We start from the raw sequence: 13,826 nt of genomic DNA, 5'->3' as shown, positions 1-13,826 counted from the left end.
TGCACTCGTATTGGGTCAGTTGTTTCAGGAACATCATTTGGTGAAAGTTACGTTTCGAACCCCTGTTGTCTACTAGCTGGAATCATGACAAAGTGATGATTCTTTTTTTGTCTTTTTCGAGAAAGCAAGTTAGGCGTGAGTTCCTGCAATCCGCCGTATCTTAGCGATTTCTTCAGTGGCGCTTTGCGTTTTTCTATGTATATGAACGAAAGAATTCAACAAGTGGATGGTGGAAATTTCACTTGATTGGATGGTCCTAAAATTGGTTGTTCTTTTATTATAGAGAAGAAGGCTTTTTCTAATATATTTACTCAGTAAACACGAAGAGCGATCTACCTGTCATTTTGACATGCAAATTAAGCACGATCTTTATGTAGTTACACTGCGATATACGATGAGAATCGGAATGATTGAGATGGTTCAAAAATAGATAATAATATTGGGAGGCGTTGATTCATGACGGTAAGTGTAATATTAGTAGTATCCATTAGTTTAGTTGCCCTGGTTGGCACCCTTTCATTAGCGGGGAAGAGTGATAGTGATTATTCTGCAGCTACGAGAGGGAATTTGTTGAACCTTAGTTATATTTACATTGGTCTCGCCCTAGTATTAACTGTGGGCATCATCTACTTCGTAATAAAATCAGCCTAAGATATCACATGAATGATTATTATAATAGTATATTAAAATGCATTGACGAGTTATTCAAAGTCATACTCTATTTGTGTGGAAATGTGAATTTTTTCACAAATGTGGCTGGAATATGAACGGAAAGAATCTGATCGATACCTTGAAAAAATCACCTTTGTAAGCTGAGTGAACAATCCTTTCGGCACATTTATGGATAAAAAATTTAAACGAAAAATAAATGGGTGATTATGTTTTGTGCCCTCCTTCAAGTACAACTTTTAACTAAAAATGAAACGTTAATAGAACGGTCACTTCAACTGACCGCCTCTTTACTTTAATCATTAAATAATAATGTAGCGGAGATGATCAAATATGACATGGCCTGTATTGATTTTGACAATTATCTTAAGTTTGCTTAAATTATTAGTTACCTGTCTTCCGACCGATGCAGTGAATTGGATTATGAGCAAATTTAAAATGCATTCAGAAATTAGTGACACGGATGCAATCGTGACCTTTAATGGAAAACGTTTGGAAGGTGAAGATAAAATTGAAGTGCTTAATTATTTTAACGAAGCTAAGTTTTTGAAAAAAAATCATATTTTCCCCGGGAACGAGAAATTGTTTTTACATCCAGAGAACAGCGGGACTCCAATAATAATTGATGTAAAAAGAGGAAAAAACGATGTTAGATTATATGTGTACATTTACAACGACCACGTGGATGTAGTCAAACAGTACAAGAATAAAGTAGTTGCGTATAGTCTTCTTTCCGAAAGCCTTCAAGAACGTTACATGCCAGTAATAAGGAATTTAGTTTAAAAGGAAAGAAAGTTTTTAACGGATCGGCCAAAAGTCAGTCTGTCTCGGTTAATACCTTTAAAGTCTTTTCCCTGATGCTTATCCTGTTTTTATAATCTTTAGCTACCAACTCTGTATATATTAAATCAAAAAGCAATAGTAGCGGAAGCAATGGAGAGATGTTTTGTCCCATATGCATGCGCCTTGCTTCTTTGCGATTTTAACTGCAGAAATCACTTCTTTCGTCGTTCCGGAAATGGAAATGCCGATGACAACACTATTCTCGTTACTTAAAGCTGCATCCATCATGGACTGATGGGGGTCTGTAATGGCTTCGACAGTTAAGCCGATTCGAAAAAACTTGGACTTGAACTCCTGGGCCGCTATACCTGAACTTCCTATTCCATATACATGAATCTTATTTGCCTTTGTAAGGAAAGATACAGCTTTTTGGATATTGTCATATGTCGTTATATGAAAGGTATTATCAATGATACCTAAGTGATCTTGATACAGTTTAGCGAAATAATCCACCTGCTTGATGTTCTTCATGTTTTTCGGCGTATTCTGGAGATCCACGAATCTTTTTAACTCATGCCTGAACTCATTAAACCCAGAAAAGGCTAATTTCTGGCAGAAACGCGTAATGGTTGTGCTTGATGAAGAAAAAAATGATTCTTGATGTGGATACTTGGGGATTCGCCGATGATTTCTTCCGTCCTGAAGTTTATGAGCCATTTGAAAAGAAGCATAATGTAGGGTTTGGCAAAAAAATTAAATCCAAAGGGGTAGAGGTGTATGCAGGAAAAAAATCGAGGATTGGCCCTGTTTACTCTCCTGGTGTTCCTTTTTTTACTAGGGCCTTTGCTTATCATATCCGTTACGTCATTTGAAGGCGGAAATATTTTGAAGTTCCCGCCGGAAGAGTTTTCTTTAAGGTGGTACGAAAAAATTTTTAATGTGGAAATGTTTTTGGTCGCTTTTAAAACGTCCATCCTTGTTTCACTGGCAGGCAACCTTTTGGCACTGTTACTGGGAGTGCCGGCTGCCTATGCATTAAGCCGGTTTGATTTCAAAGGGAAAAGCGTGATTAATGCATTTTTCGTTTCTCCCATATTAATACCGGGAATTGTGCTGGGCTTTGCGTTTTTACGTTATATTGTGGGGACTTATCAGCTTCCGATATATACGGCCCTGTTTGTGGGACATACTGTTATCATGCTGCCGTTCATCATCCGTGTGATTTCTTCAAGCTTATCAAACTTTGACTTTTCCATTAAAGAAGCGGCGGAGAGTCTCGGAGCGAGTAAATTGGGCACATTCTTTACAGTCGTCCTCCCGAATATAAAATCAGGAATTCTGGCGGCAGTCATGATCGCCTTCTTGGAATCCTTCAATAATGTAGACATTTCAGTTTATATGACTGGCCCTGGGGTAAGTACGTTTCCGATTCAGATGCTGACGTATGTGGAGAACTACTTCGATCCTACCATTTCGGCCATTTCCGTATTGCTCATGTTCATAACGGCTTTCTTCATGTTTATAGTAGAACGGCTCATGGGATTGTCTTATTTCACAAAACGATAAAGGAGGTAATGATGGGTGGCTTTATTCACTTTACAAGATATATCTGTAGCATATAACAAACAGAATATATTAAAAGATTTCCATCTAGAGATTGAAAAAGGGAAACTGGTATCCCTTCTTGGCCCGAGCGGCTGTGGGAAAACGACGACCCTGCGTTTAATTGCCGGGTTTTTACAGGCGAACGAAGGGAAGTTTTTATTCAAGGAAAAGGACTATACGAAAGTGCCCGTCAACAAGCGGAATTTTGGCTTTGTGTTCCAAAACTATGCATTATTTCCGCATTTGTCGATATTCGATAATATTGCATTCGGTCTCCGTCTGAGAAAGAATTCTAAAAGTGAAATCGAAAAAAAAGTAATGAATGTGCTCGAGATCGTTAATTTAAAAGGTTTTGAAAAACGATATCCCCAAGAGCTTTCCGGAGGGCAAAAGCAGCGGGTCGCGATTGCCAGGGCGCTGGTGATTGAGCCGGACATCCTCTTATTTGACGAGCCATTGAGTAATCTTGATGCCAACTTAAGGGTGAATATGAGGGTCGAAATTCGCCGTATCCAACAAGAGCTGGGGATTACAACGGTATATGTTTCCCATGACCAGGAAGAATGCTTTTCGATATCCGACCAGGTGGCGATCATGAATAAAGGGATCATCGAACAGCTTAGTGACCCTGCGACCATTTACAAATATCCTGAAACCAAGTTTGTCGCTGACTTCATCGGCTTCAAGAACTTCATTGACTTCGATAAGCGGACGGATCATGACGGTAAAATTGAACTGAACAAATCTGGATACTCATTTGTACTGCACAAGGATCCACAGATGACCAATTCAACGGGAAAAATAGGAGCCATCAGGCCGGACGATCTGTTGATCAGGGAAAAAGATAACACGGGAGCTGTTCAGGAAAATAGTTTATCTGGCCGAGTCAAGGTAAGTACCTATCTGGGAAGAAGCTATCAATATGTCGTTGAAACTCCAATAGGGGATTTCACTGTGAACAAGGAAATGGCGGAATGCTATCGGACGGGTCAGGAAATCATCCTTGAAATTCCGAGAAACCAGATGGTGCTTGTTGACTAGCTTAGGGGGGGAAGTTATGCGAATGGATATGCTTGTAAGGGATATCAACGTGTTTAACAGCTATTTTAAAAGATTCATTAAAGGGAATGCAGCCATCAAGGATGGTAAGTTCTATTATATTGGAGAACGTGAATTGGATGCTTTCGAGCCGGAGAGAATCGTCGATGGACAGGGGAAGTATATGGTTCCAGGTCTGATCGATATCCATCTCCACATTGAAAGTACGATGGTGACGCCTGCGACCTTTTCCTACGGGTTAATCAAAAATGGCGTGACGACGATCGTGCCGGAACCGCATGAAATGGCCAATGTTTTCGGCATTTCCGGCGTGAAGGAAATGATTAAAGCAAGTGAAGATTGCGTAGCGGATATGTTTTATGCCATCCCGAGTTCCGTTCCAGCCACATCGATGGAAACAACAGGCGGTTCTATCGAAATAGATGATATTGACGAATTGATGCAAACGGAGGACATTATATGTCTTGGCGAGATCATGAATTACTATGAGGTCATAACTGAACGAAGGGAAAACAGTCCCTCTCATAATGAGTGATGAAGCTTAAAACGAAAAGGGGATTATCCAATGGATAATCCCCTTTTCTTAATGCCTTAACATCAAATGTTAGCTGGACTTGTTTATTTACATATAATTACTATTATAGGGGATATATGATAAAATAGAGGGGCAACTGAGGATAGAGTGGTAGGTCACAGCTTTACTTTTCGCTTGAATAGAATGATCCATTACATCACCTCTATTAATGAAAATTTGGAAAATGTCAAAAAAATAATTGACTCTTTCTTACTGATATGGTATGTTAATTCCAATCTAAGAAAAGGTGTGGTGTTTTATGTCGGGAGTAGGTATCAACTAATTTAGTTGAATAAGGTATTTAATCACTGATATGTCAGTGGATTAAGTATGCCTTTTTTCACAGTGCAATTCTGCATTGTGGATACCTACCTTAAGACTGCTTCCTTTTCCATAAATCGTGTAACATGCAGGTGTTACGGCGAAAAGCATGGTAGGATTTGTCCTATCATGCTTTTTTGTGTACGCAGGTCTATTCGAGCTGCCCAATTTGTTATCGATTTTAGGTACTTATCCATGGATAAGGCCGATGCCCGCAGGAGCTTTCTACTCAAATGGCTTGTTCATTTGTAAAGGTAGGGGGACCATTGCGGGCATTTTTTGGATTCGGGAACTTTAATCACTCACTCATTCAAGGAGGATCATTAGATGAATACAATGACTTATGAAAAATTACAATATATCCAACTCAAGGAAATGGTGAAAAAACATTGTGTAAGCGGTTTAGGAAAAGCGTTATTGGATCAGCTTAAGCCGAGCAGCACTTTGAAGGTCGTTAAAAATCGTTTGAACGAGACCACGGAGGCAAGGAACTTACTGAATGCGGAAAGCCATATTCCCTTAAAAGGCATTTCACATATTGGCCTCCATATCGACAAACTGGAAAAAGGAATGATTTTGGAGCCGTCAGAGTTAGTGGCGATAGCAGACTTCCTAAGAGGCTGCAGGAATATCAAGAAATTCATGACCGATAAAGAGTTCTTTGCACCAACACTGCATTCCTATGCCCGCTCCATGACTGAATTCAGGGGCATTGAAGAAGAAATCCAATTCACCATAAAGGGAAATGCTGTTGTTTCCGAAGCAAGCAAGGACCTGAAACGGATCAGGAACCAAATCATCAAGACAGAAAGTAAAATAGAGGAACGGCTGAATAAGTTCTTGAAGAGCGGAGCCAATAAAGAGTTCATTCAGGAATTTTTCATCAGTAAAAAGGATGACCGCTACACCATCCCGATCAAAGCCTCCTACAAAAATCAAGTGGCCGGAACGATCGTGGAAGTATCCGCAAAAGGGGCTACCGTGTTCATTGAACCTGCCTCTGTTACGAAATTGAATGTAGAATTGGCAAGCTTAAAAGCGGAAGAATCGATGGAAGAGTATCAACTATTGGCCACATTATCCGGAACGGTTTTCGAACAGCTGAAACCGATCAAGATAAACATCGAGTTAATCAGTCAATATGACATGATCTTTGCTAAAGCCAAATTCAGTAAAAGCATGGATGCCATCGAACCGAAAATCAATGATCACGGTTATATTAAATTAACGAGCTGTAAACATCCCCTTTTGCCGCAAGACAGCGTACCTTTGGATTTTGAAATCGGTAAGGACTATCGCAGCTTGATCATTACAGGCCCTAATGCCGGGGGGAAAACAGTCGTTCTGAAAACGGTCGGCATCCTTACATTGGCCGTCATGTCAGGACTGCATGTTGCAGGGAAAGAGGGGACGGAGCTTGCCGTCTTTGATCAAGTATTCGTCGATATCGGTGATAATCAAAGCATTGAAAATGCACTGAGCACGTTTTCGTCGCATATGAAAAACATCTCGGAAATCATGGGGGCGATAACCAATAACTCCTTGCTGCTGTTCGATGAAATCGGGAGCGGAACGGAACCGAATGAAGGAGCAGCATTGGCGATTAGCATCCTTGAGGAATTTTATCAAAGGGGCTGCATAACTGTTGCGACGACCCATTATGGTGAAATCAAGCGCTATTCGGAAATTCACAGTGATTTCATGAATGCGGCCATGCAATTCAACAGTGAAACACTAGAGCCCAAATATAAGCTGTTGATCGGTCAATCCGGGGAAAGCAATGCCCTGTGGATAGCCCAAAAAATGAATGTCCGTGAAAAGGTTCTGCAAAAGGCAAAGCTCTATATCGAAAATAAAGACTACGACTTGGAGCGTGTACAGGAAGGCAAAATCAAAAAAGCGAAGCCAGCAGCCGTTCCTAAAGAATCATCTTATGAATTTGAAGTCGGTGATAAAGTGAAGGTAAGCGATCTGAATGGATACGCGATCGTTTATAAGAAAAAGGATTCCTTCAATAATGTCGTCGTACTTTTCGAAGATACCTTCAAGGAAGTTCATGCCAATAGGCTCGAGCTTGAAATAAAGGCCGTCGATTTATATCCTGAAGGCTATGATCTCAATTCTTTATTTGTCAGCTACAAAGAAAGGAAATTGAACCACGACTTAGAGCGGGGATCAAAAAAGGCATTAAAGAATGTAGCGGCGGATATCCGGAAGAAGCTTGGTGAATAGTACGATCTTCGCAAAAAAGCCTGTAGGCAAAAAGGGTTCTATCCAAACTTTTAAACATAGTTGAATGGAACGGAAGGTGCGAGACTCCTGCGGGAAGAGCGAGTCCAAGGGAGACCCCACAGGCGCAAGTGCGCCGAGGAGGCTCCCGGACCGCCCGCGGAAAGCGAGTGCCTGAAGTGGAAATCAACGTCCAAATTTGTGCAAGCAAAAAAACTGTAATCAAACTCGATTTTCATCGAGTTTGACTACAGTCTGAAGCCTCTCTATATGACGGGCTTTTTTGCGTTGTATTATTTTATTGAATTACTTTTTTCATTATATAAATTAATCAATTCAGCATTTTGCTCATTCAGCTTTTTCACATTCTTATTAATCGTTGCCAATTCCCAAAGTACAGCCAATCCAAAGATTAGCATAATCGTTAATAAATCCATTGTTGCCCTCCTATTGATGTTGTGTACCTTTAATTAGATGATTCTTTTCACTTGGATTCATTTTCTCAACCTGGGAAGGCAAGTTTTTTCTTTGAAAATAATTGTTTTGAATCAAACCATATATCACTAAAAAAGTTCCCAGTAATTCGTATGATGATAGTGATCCTCCTTGGATAAAAACGATGGCCAACGTGGTTATTGGAACTAAATTGATAAATAGGATTCCATTGATCGGCGTTAAAAGTTTAATGCCTAAGTTCCAGCTTAAAAGGGCTATGGCACCAGGGAAAATAATCATGAAAATCATCTCGCCATAAATGGATTGCATAACCTCTGCCGTAGGGACAGACAGGCCCATTGCAGTTGCGAGGAATGTTATGATTGCTGATACTGCTGTTCCTAAAATGCATGTTAAAGTCGAATAGCGAAGTGTTGACCATCGATCAAATTGGTTGCCGCCCATCGTATAATAACCCACCCTATAACCCCGATAAGAATGAAAAGGATAGGGATGATGCTATCTTTCAATAAAAATACAAATGATAAGTTGCCATTGGTAATGACAAGAATGGCCCCTATCAAGGCAAGGAACATACTGGCGACGGTATACTTCATCGGTCTGGCATTTTTGAAAACCCACATTATTAAAATTGAAATCATGGGCATTAATGATTCCATGATGGAAGCAACGATTACCCCGTTATGTCCCAGTAAATCTTGCCCTGCGAAAATGAGAAAGTTGTATACAGTGAACGCCATCGTCCCAAAAAACAATAATTTCTTTCCTTTCCCTTCCAGGCTAAAAGACTTCTTACCTTCTTTAATGAAAAGCAATATCCCTAAAATTACGCTAACAGCTAAATATCGCAAAAAAGCGAAATAAAAAGGATCAATATACATTAGGGCCCTTTCTGCAACTGGAAACATTGCTCCCCAAGAAATGCTGGCAGTCAAACATAAAAGTGCACCGATTAAAACTTGATTTTTTTTCATAAAAGCTTCCCCTCAAAAATAATGATTGATTTAATTCCTATACACACCTTATGATAAAGTCATTATCATGTAAAATGACTTAAAATGAATATAATCATCATTATTAATGATAGTTGAGGAAGGGGGTCAATTTTATGGAAATGAGGGATTTGCAAATATTCCAGTGCGTCGCTAAATATGGCAGCGTAAGTAAGGCGGCTGTTGAATTGAATTACGTACAATCCAATGTAACGGCGAGGATTAAGCATTTAGAGCAGGAGTTACGGACGCCTTTATTCAATCGACATAAACGTGGCATGTCTTTAACTGCAGAGGCCAGAAAGATGCTGGAGTATGTAAACAAAATTTTGCTTGATGTGGAAGAACTCAAGCAAGTATTCCTGGATAGTGAAACACCTACAGGGATATTGAACATCGGTACAGTTGAAACGGTCAGCGATCTTCCCAAGATTCTAGCCTCCTATCATAAACAGTATCCAAATGTCGATTTATCCATAAAGGCTGGGTTAACAGAAGACTTAATTAAAGATGTCATTGAACACAGGCTGGATGGCGCTTTTGTTACAGGACCGATTAAACATCCGCTCATTCAGCCATACGATGTATGTACAGAAAAACTTGTATTAGTTACAAGAAATGAAACATTCAACCTTGAAGAAATCATAACAGAACCATTTTTAGTATTCAGTCAGGGGTGCGGCTATCGCTCTAAACTGGAACAATGGCTGAGGGAAGAAGAAGTGATGCCAAAAAGGATCATGGAGTTCAATGTATTGGAAACGATCTTAACCAGCGTGACACTCGGCCTTGGCATTACCCTCGTACCACAATCGGCGGTAAAACACCTTACAGCCAATGAAAAAGTGCACGTGCATGCTATTCCGGAAGAATACGGCAATATCTCGACTGTCTTCATTCACCGTAAAGATGCTTATATGACAAACTCCATGCGAAGCTTCTTGCAAACGATTGAAGCTCATCATGAAAACCGCTTTAAGCAAAATCCAGAAACAACTCCTGAGCTAATATGAAGGAAGGGGGAGCAGCAAATCGCTTTACATAGAATGATAGAGGAACCCCTGAAAAGGCTGTGAAACTATTAAGGGTGGGGAAATCGTATGGATGAAAAAGATTGTTTAATTTTACAATATTTAAATTAGGTATAAGCAGCCATTTTGGACTTTATAACCTGCCTTTCAATTTGGAAGAGTACATGGTTAATTGTCCTATGTTCCATTTAAATGTTGTTACGGGCTTCAGTATGGAAATGATGGAATTGCTTATGCAAGGTGAGATTGATGTTGCGATTGTAAAAGATAGTTATTTTTCTCCTTTCAGACTGTACAGACAAACTCCAGAAAAGTCAGTTTGCCTACAGTTTTTTTGAAAAAATATTCCAGTTGATTGGAACTCCTGCGGGAAAGAGCGCCGAGGAGGGTCCCTGTCTTATTATATGGATGATGCAGAATACTTGGAAAAAGCATTTGTGAATTATTTAGACAAAAAGCCAACGATTTCGTTGGCTTTTTGTCTGTACGATGATTTCAGTTTAGCTAAAGAAAAATTGTATTACTTTCCACCAATTGGGAAAATATATAAATAATAGCAAGAAGGAGGGAACAGAGATGGAAGTAAATATGAGTGTTGAAGAAGTCGTGAATCAAATTTCTGCATTGGTAGAAAAAGAAGGGAAGCCACCTCGAAAGAAAGAGGTAAAGAAGTCAGATCCGGAGTTAATGAAAAATGCATTGTATTATTTTCCTAGTTGGGATACTGCAGTAGAACATAGCATTGGATCTTAACCATAAACGATACATGAACATTTATTTTTCAAATTAGTAGTAAGGCAAGGGAAGTTATGAAGGCCGCCAATTGGCGGCCTTTTGACGTGCGATTCTTTATATTATCATATATTCAAATTCGTTTTAATAAGTACTCCCTATTCAAACTATCTATCGAATAGTTTAGTTAAATAAAGATATAAACGCATCAAAAGTGAATCAATTTCATATTTTTCCTTTTCGGAAAGAGTGGAGTATTGATCTTTTTTTAGTCGATAAAGTCTGATACTTCAGAAGGGCAGTGTAACTTTTTTCCATATGGGACCGTATAATAATTTGTTAAAACACATGAAAAGAGGGTTCCAATGAAAAAGATATTGTTGATTTTGGCAGCCGTTTTTTTGGTAACTGGACTTAGTGCTTGTAAAGGAGTCCAGGAGGAAAGCAAGGAATCTCCGACAATTTCAGAAAAGCCAAATGATAATCCTAAGCAAACCGACGGGCAAGATGAAGATCCTCCAGGTGAATCGGTTGATGATCCGGCAAAAGATCTGCCAAATACGAAAACGGATACGATCATATTAGAAGGTATGGAAGAACCATTCCAATTCACGCTTCATCATAGTCAGGCATTGGGATTCTCAACCTACATCGTGGATGACATGGTCGTTGAAGAGGCTAGTTCTGGTGAAGGAGATGCAATGATTGTTTTTGCAAATTTTGCAGGCAAGAGAAATGAGGATGCCAAAGTTCAGATATTTTCCAAAAGGGAGGGTACGAATGCGACAATAGAAGAACAGGCAGAGTTTGCGAGGGAAGTTGTGATAAGCAATGACTTTGAGATTAAACAGCGATCTGATAATACGCCGAACCGATTTGATTGGTCTGAGGTTGAATTTGACATTAGTAAGAAGGGCAGTAATTATTCAATATTGGGTACAGTGTCGGTTTTTCAACATGGCGACCGCGTTTACTATGCGATCGTTCAATACCCGGAAGATTATGAAGAAGGCTTCATACCGAGGGTTGTAAAAATGTTTGATGATATCGTATGGTATGAAGCACCTTGATAAATGAGTATCCAAACAAAAAGGGGGGCATAAAAAGGAATCCTGTTGAACGGTAGGGAGCTAGTTTATCTACAGTCTGAGAGCAGCTCTTTTACTGCTCTTTTTATGCTGTTTGAATTAATCAGGTGAAGAAGGATAAATGATTGGCTTAGAGAATAATTATGGAAAGGGTCATAGGTTCTCGAAAACTGAATTTGATAGAAAATAGGTGAAGCAAGTGGAGTTGGATACATTATATAAGACATATCAACCTTTTCTTTTTTCCATCGCATACCGGATGCTTGGATCTGTTACCGATGCAGAAGATATCGTTCATGATTTATTCCTGCAGCTTAAGCTGGATCCCGACCAAATTAAGGACATGAAAGCATATCTTGCGAAAATGACGACGAATCGCTGTCTTAATTATTTAAAATCAGCCCGTAAGAGAAGAGAGGTTTACACAGGGCCTTGGCTGCCAGAACCCCGGGTTAACGAAACAGATCAGCCTCTAGATAAGGTTGTAACGGATGAAACGGTTGCATATGCCTTCCTCGTTTTGCTGGAACAGCTATCACCTGTTGAAAGAGCGGTCTTCGTGCTTAGGGAAGCATTCACATACAGCTATGAAGATATCGCGGAGATGCTGGAAAAGAATGAAGTGAACTGCAGAAAGATCTACAGCCGCGCTAAGCGGAAATTACAGAATGATATGCCAATCCATTCGGAGGATACCAAACATGTTGATACTTTGGCAAAAAAATTCATAAAAGCATCTGCGACAGGTAACTTTGAAGAGTTTTTGGATCTTCTTACAGAAGATGTTGTCCTTGTTACTGATGGCGGTGGAAAAGTGCTTTCTGCATTAAATCCAATTGTAAACAAACAGCGCGTATCCTCCTTTCTTAAAGGAGTTTCCGCTAAAGGAGGCTTCATAGGAGAACTTCTTCCGGTGATGGTCAATGGTCAGGAAGGAATTGTGCAAATGAAAGAAGGAAAGCCTATCAAGGTCATCTGCTTTGAATTAAATCCAAAACAAAAAAATATCCGCAAAATCTTTATTGTTTCGAATCCCGATAAATTAAAACATATTCCTTTAATAGATTGAGGTTTCTCTTTTTTGATGTCACAAATCAAACCTCTATTTTGTCTTATAAGTGGAACCGAAAAAGATTTAATGGAGGAGATAGACATGGAACAACGGGTTAACTACATGAAGACAAATCGTGAAGTGGTCAAATTAATGATGGGATTGGAGGAGTACAAGAAAACAACGGGAATCGATAGCACATTAATCGAATTGATTAAAATTCGCGCGTCTCAAATCAATGGCTGTGCGTACTGCTTGGATATGCACACAAAGGATGCCCGGGCAATGGGTGAAACGGAACAAAGAATTTACTGTTTGAGTGCTTGGCGTGAAACCCCATTCTATTCTGATTCGGAAAGGGCAGCGCTGGAATTGACGGAAGCGGTCACGGCCATTTCAGCAAACGGTGTACCTGATGAACTGTATGAGAGGGTCCGCCTTCATTTTGATGAAAAACAATATATCGATCTCATTACCATAATCATCACAATCAACGGCTGGAACCGATTGGCCATTTCAGCCCAAAGCATACCAGGGCACTATAAGCCTGTAATGGAAAAATAATTTTGTTATTAAAACCCCTTGTATGGTTGCAAGGGGTTCCGTTACAGTAGAAACAACAAAAAGCCACGTTTTTGTATAGAAACGTGGCTTTTTATTTATTATTTTTCTTTTTTATAAAAGCGTTCACCCGTATCAGGATTATAATACACCCTTGTTTTTTCTCCAGTCACAGGGTCTATATTCATTTCATCTGTCGATTGAAATCCATCAGGAACTTTTACACCGTGATTGCGTTTAAACCGTTTATCATAGATAAAGTATCCAAGTAATATGCATAAGATAACTATAATAATTTGTAATATATAGTACCCTATGATGAATTTCATTATATTTTCTCCACAATGACGGCGGTTCCATATGCAACAATTTCGCTCATATTTGTACCGATTTCCCCAGAATCATATCTCATCATTATAATTGCGTTTGCACCCATTTCATTGGCATTTTTTATCATACGGTCCATAGCTTCTTTTCTTGAATCTTCAAGCATAGCTGTATATTGCTTGATCTCTCCACCTACTAGGGATTTTAACCCTGCCATGATATCGCCGCCAATCCCTCTGCTTCTTACAATTAGACCAAAGGTAGGTCCTTTTACTTCTATAATTTTGTAACCTTCAATTTTTTCTGTGGTAACTACCAACACATTAATCGCCTCCGCCTTATTTACTT

At 39.5% G+C, this 13,826-nt stretch carries 16 protein-coding genes and 2 pseudogenes; 13 read left to right on the top strand and 5 right to left on the bottom strand.

Annotated features, from left to right (window positions below; all coding sequences use genetic code 11):
- The first annotated feature begins 456 nt into the window (after positions 1 to 456).
- Both ACIQ0C_RS08350 and ACIQ0C_RS08345 read left to right on the top strand, forming a co-directional pair.
- Entirely contained in the window at positions 457 to 651 is a 195-nt protein-coding gene (locus tag ACIQ0C_RS08350; protein WP_403058935.1) for a hypothetical protein, read from the top strand.
- A gap of 351 nt (positions 652 to 1,002) precedes the next feature.
- Positions 1,003 to 1,452, top strand: a complete 450-nt coding sequence (locus tag ACIQ0C_RS08345) for a YfmQ family protein (RefSeq protein ID WP_403058933.1) — start codon at positions 1,003 to 1,005, stop codon at positions 1,450 to 1,452.
- Between the two features lie 120 nt (positions 1,453 to 1,572).
- On the opposite strand, the gene ACIQ0C_RS08340 is transcribed toward ACIQ0C_RS08345, so the two are convergent.
- A complete protein-coding gene (locus ACIQ0C_RS08340) occupies positions 1,573 to 2,010 on the bottom strand; it encodes a MurR/RpiR family transcriptional regulator (RefSeq protein ID WP_403059027.1) in 438 nt (145 codons plus the stop codon).
- Between the two features lie 80 nt (positions 2,011 to 2,090).
- Here ACIQ0C_RS08340 and ACIQ0C_RS08335 point away from each other — a divergent pair, with 80 nt between their 5' ends.
- The 5 genes and pseudogenes from ACIQ0C_RS08335 (at position 2,091) to ACIQ0C_RS08315 (ending at position 7,243) form a co-directional block, all read left to right on the top strand.
- Positions 2,091 to 2,324, top strand: a complete 234-nt coding sequence (locus ACIQ0C_RS08335) for a hypothetical protein (RefSeq protein WP_403059033.1) — start codon at positions 2,091 to 2,093, stop codon at positions 2,322 to 2,324.
- Complete coding sequence (locus ACIQ0C_RS08330) at positions 2,230 to 3,018, top strand: ABC transporter permease (protein WP_403058931.1); 789 nt, start codon at positions 2,230 to 2,232, stop codon at positions 3,016 to 3,018. Before ACIQ0C_RS08335 ends, ACIQ0C_RS08330 begins: the two co-directional genes overlap by 95 nt.
- Positions 3,019 to 3,033: 15 nt before the next feature.
- Positions 3,034 to 4,098: an ABC transporter ATP-binding protein gene (locus ACIQ0C_RS08325; protein WP_403058929.1), complete on the top strand. Its 1,065-nt coding sequence runs from the start codon at positions 3,034 to 3,036 to the stop codon at positions 4,096 to 4,098.
- Between the two features lie 16 nt (positions 4,099 to 4,114).
- Positions 4,115 to 4,618 (top strand): annotated as a pseudogene (locus ACIQ0C_RS08320) (amidohydrolase family protein); the annotation flags it as partial.
- 720 nt (positions 4,619 to 5,338) lie between these two features.
- Positions 5,339 to 7,243, top strand: a complete 1,905-nt coding sequence (locus ACIQ0C_RS08315; protein ID WP_403058927.1) for an endonuclease MutS2 — start codon at positions 5,339 to 5,341, stop codon at positions 7,241 to 7,243.
- 290 nt (positions 7,244 to 7,533) lie between these two features.
- Here ACIQ0C_RS08315 and ACIQ0C_RS08310 read toward each other — a convergent pair whose 3' ends face one another.
- On the bottom strand, positions 7,534 to 7,677 hold the full coding sequence (locus tag ACIQ0C_RS08310; protein ID WP_403058925.1) for a hypothetical protein: 144 nt from the start codon (positions 7,675 to 7,677) through the stop codon (positions 7,534 to 7,536).
- A 10-nt stretch (positions 7,678 to 7,687) separates the two neighbouring features.
- Positions 7,688 to 8,670, bottom strand: a pseudogene (locus tag ACIQ0C_RS08305) (DMT family transporter).
- Between the two features lie 134 nt (positions 8,671 to 8,804).
- Between ACIQ0C_RS08305 and ACIQ0C_RS08300 the strand changes: the two are divergent.
- From ACIQ0C_RS08300 to ACIQ0C_RS08275, 6 genes are all read left to right on the top strand, one after another.
- Complete coding sequence (locus ACIQ0C_RS08300; protein ID WP_403058923.1) at positions 8,805 to 9,701, top strand: LysR family transcriptional regulator; 897 nt, start codon at positions 8,805 to 8,807, stop codon at positions 9,699 to 9,701.
- A gap of 101 nt (positions 9,702 to 9,802) precedes the next feature.
- On the top strand, positions 9,803 to 10,057 hold the full coding sequence (locus ACIQ0C_RS08295; RefSeq protein ID WP_403058921.1) for a LysR substrate-binding domain-containing protein: 255 nt from the start codon (positions 9,803 to 9,805) through the stop codon (positions 10,055 to 10,057).
- A 238-nt stretch (positions 10,058 to 10,295) separates the two neighbouring features.
- The gene (locus ACIQ0C_RS08290) at positions 10,296 to 10,472 is read left to right on the top strand and encodes a hypothetical protein (protein WP_164855090.1); all 177 of its coding nucleotides are present in this window, start codon (positions 10,296 to 10,298) and stop codon (positions 10,470 to 10,472) included.
- Between the two features lie 344 nt (positions 10,473 to 10,816).
- Positions 10,817 to 11,521 carry an LptM family lipoprotein gene (locus ACIQ0C_RS08285; RefSeq protein WP_403058919.1) on the top strand — a complete coding sequence of 235 codons (705 nt, stop codon included), beginning with the start codon at positions 10,817 to 10,819 and terminating at the stop codon, positions 11,519 to 11,521.
- A 217-nt stretch (positions 11,522 to 11,738) separates the two neighbouring features.
- Positions 11,739 to 12,608: an RNA polymerase sigma-70 factor gene (locus tag ACIQ0C_RS08280; RefSeq protein WP_403058917.1), complete on the top strand. Its 870-nt coding sequence runs from the start codon at positions 11,739 to 11,741 to the stop codon at positions 12,606 to 12,608.
- An 84-nt stretch (positions 12,609 to 12,692) separates the two neighbouring features.
- Positions 12,693 to 13,154 (top strand): carboxymuconolactone decarboxylase family protein, encoded by a 462-nt coding sequence (locus ACIQ0C_RS08275; protein WP_403058915.1) that lies wholly within the window; start codon positions 12,693 to 12,695, stop codon positions 13,152 to 13,154.
- A gap of 98 nt (positions 13,155 to 13,252) precedes the next feature.
- On the opposite strand, the gene ACIQ0C_RS08270 is transcribed toward ACIQ0C_RS08275, so the two are convergent.
- Entirely contained in the window at positions 13,253 to 13,480 is a 228-nt protein-coding gene (locus tag ACIQ0C_RS08270) for a hypothetical protein (protein ID WP_402838390.1), read from the bottom strand.
- The gene (locus tag ACIQ0C_RS08265; RefSeq protein ID WP_403058913.1) at positions 13,480 to 13,800 is read right to left on the bottom strand and encodes a YbjQ family protein; all 321 of its coding nucleotides are present in this window, start codon (positions 13,798 to 13,800) and stop codon (positions 13,480 to 13,482) included. Before ACIQ0C_RS08265 ends, ACIQ0C_RS08270 begins: the two co-directional genes overlap by 1 nt.
- Positions 13,801 to 13,826: the final 26 nt, after the last annotated feature.

Source organism: Peribacillus sp. NPDC096448 (genome assembly GCF_044762675.1).
GTDB classification, from domain to species: Bacteria; Bacillota; Bacilli; order Bacillales; family DSM-1321; genus Peribacillus; species Peribacillus frigoritolerans_B.
Note: the sequence above shows the minus strand (reverse complement) of the source record. Positions and strands in the feature narration are given on the sequence as shown.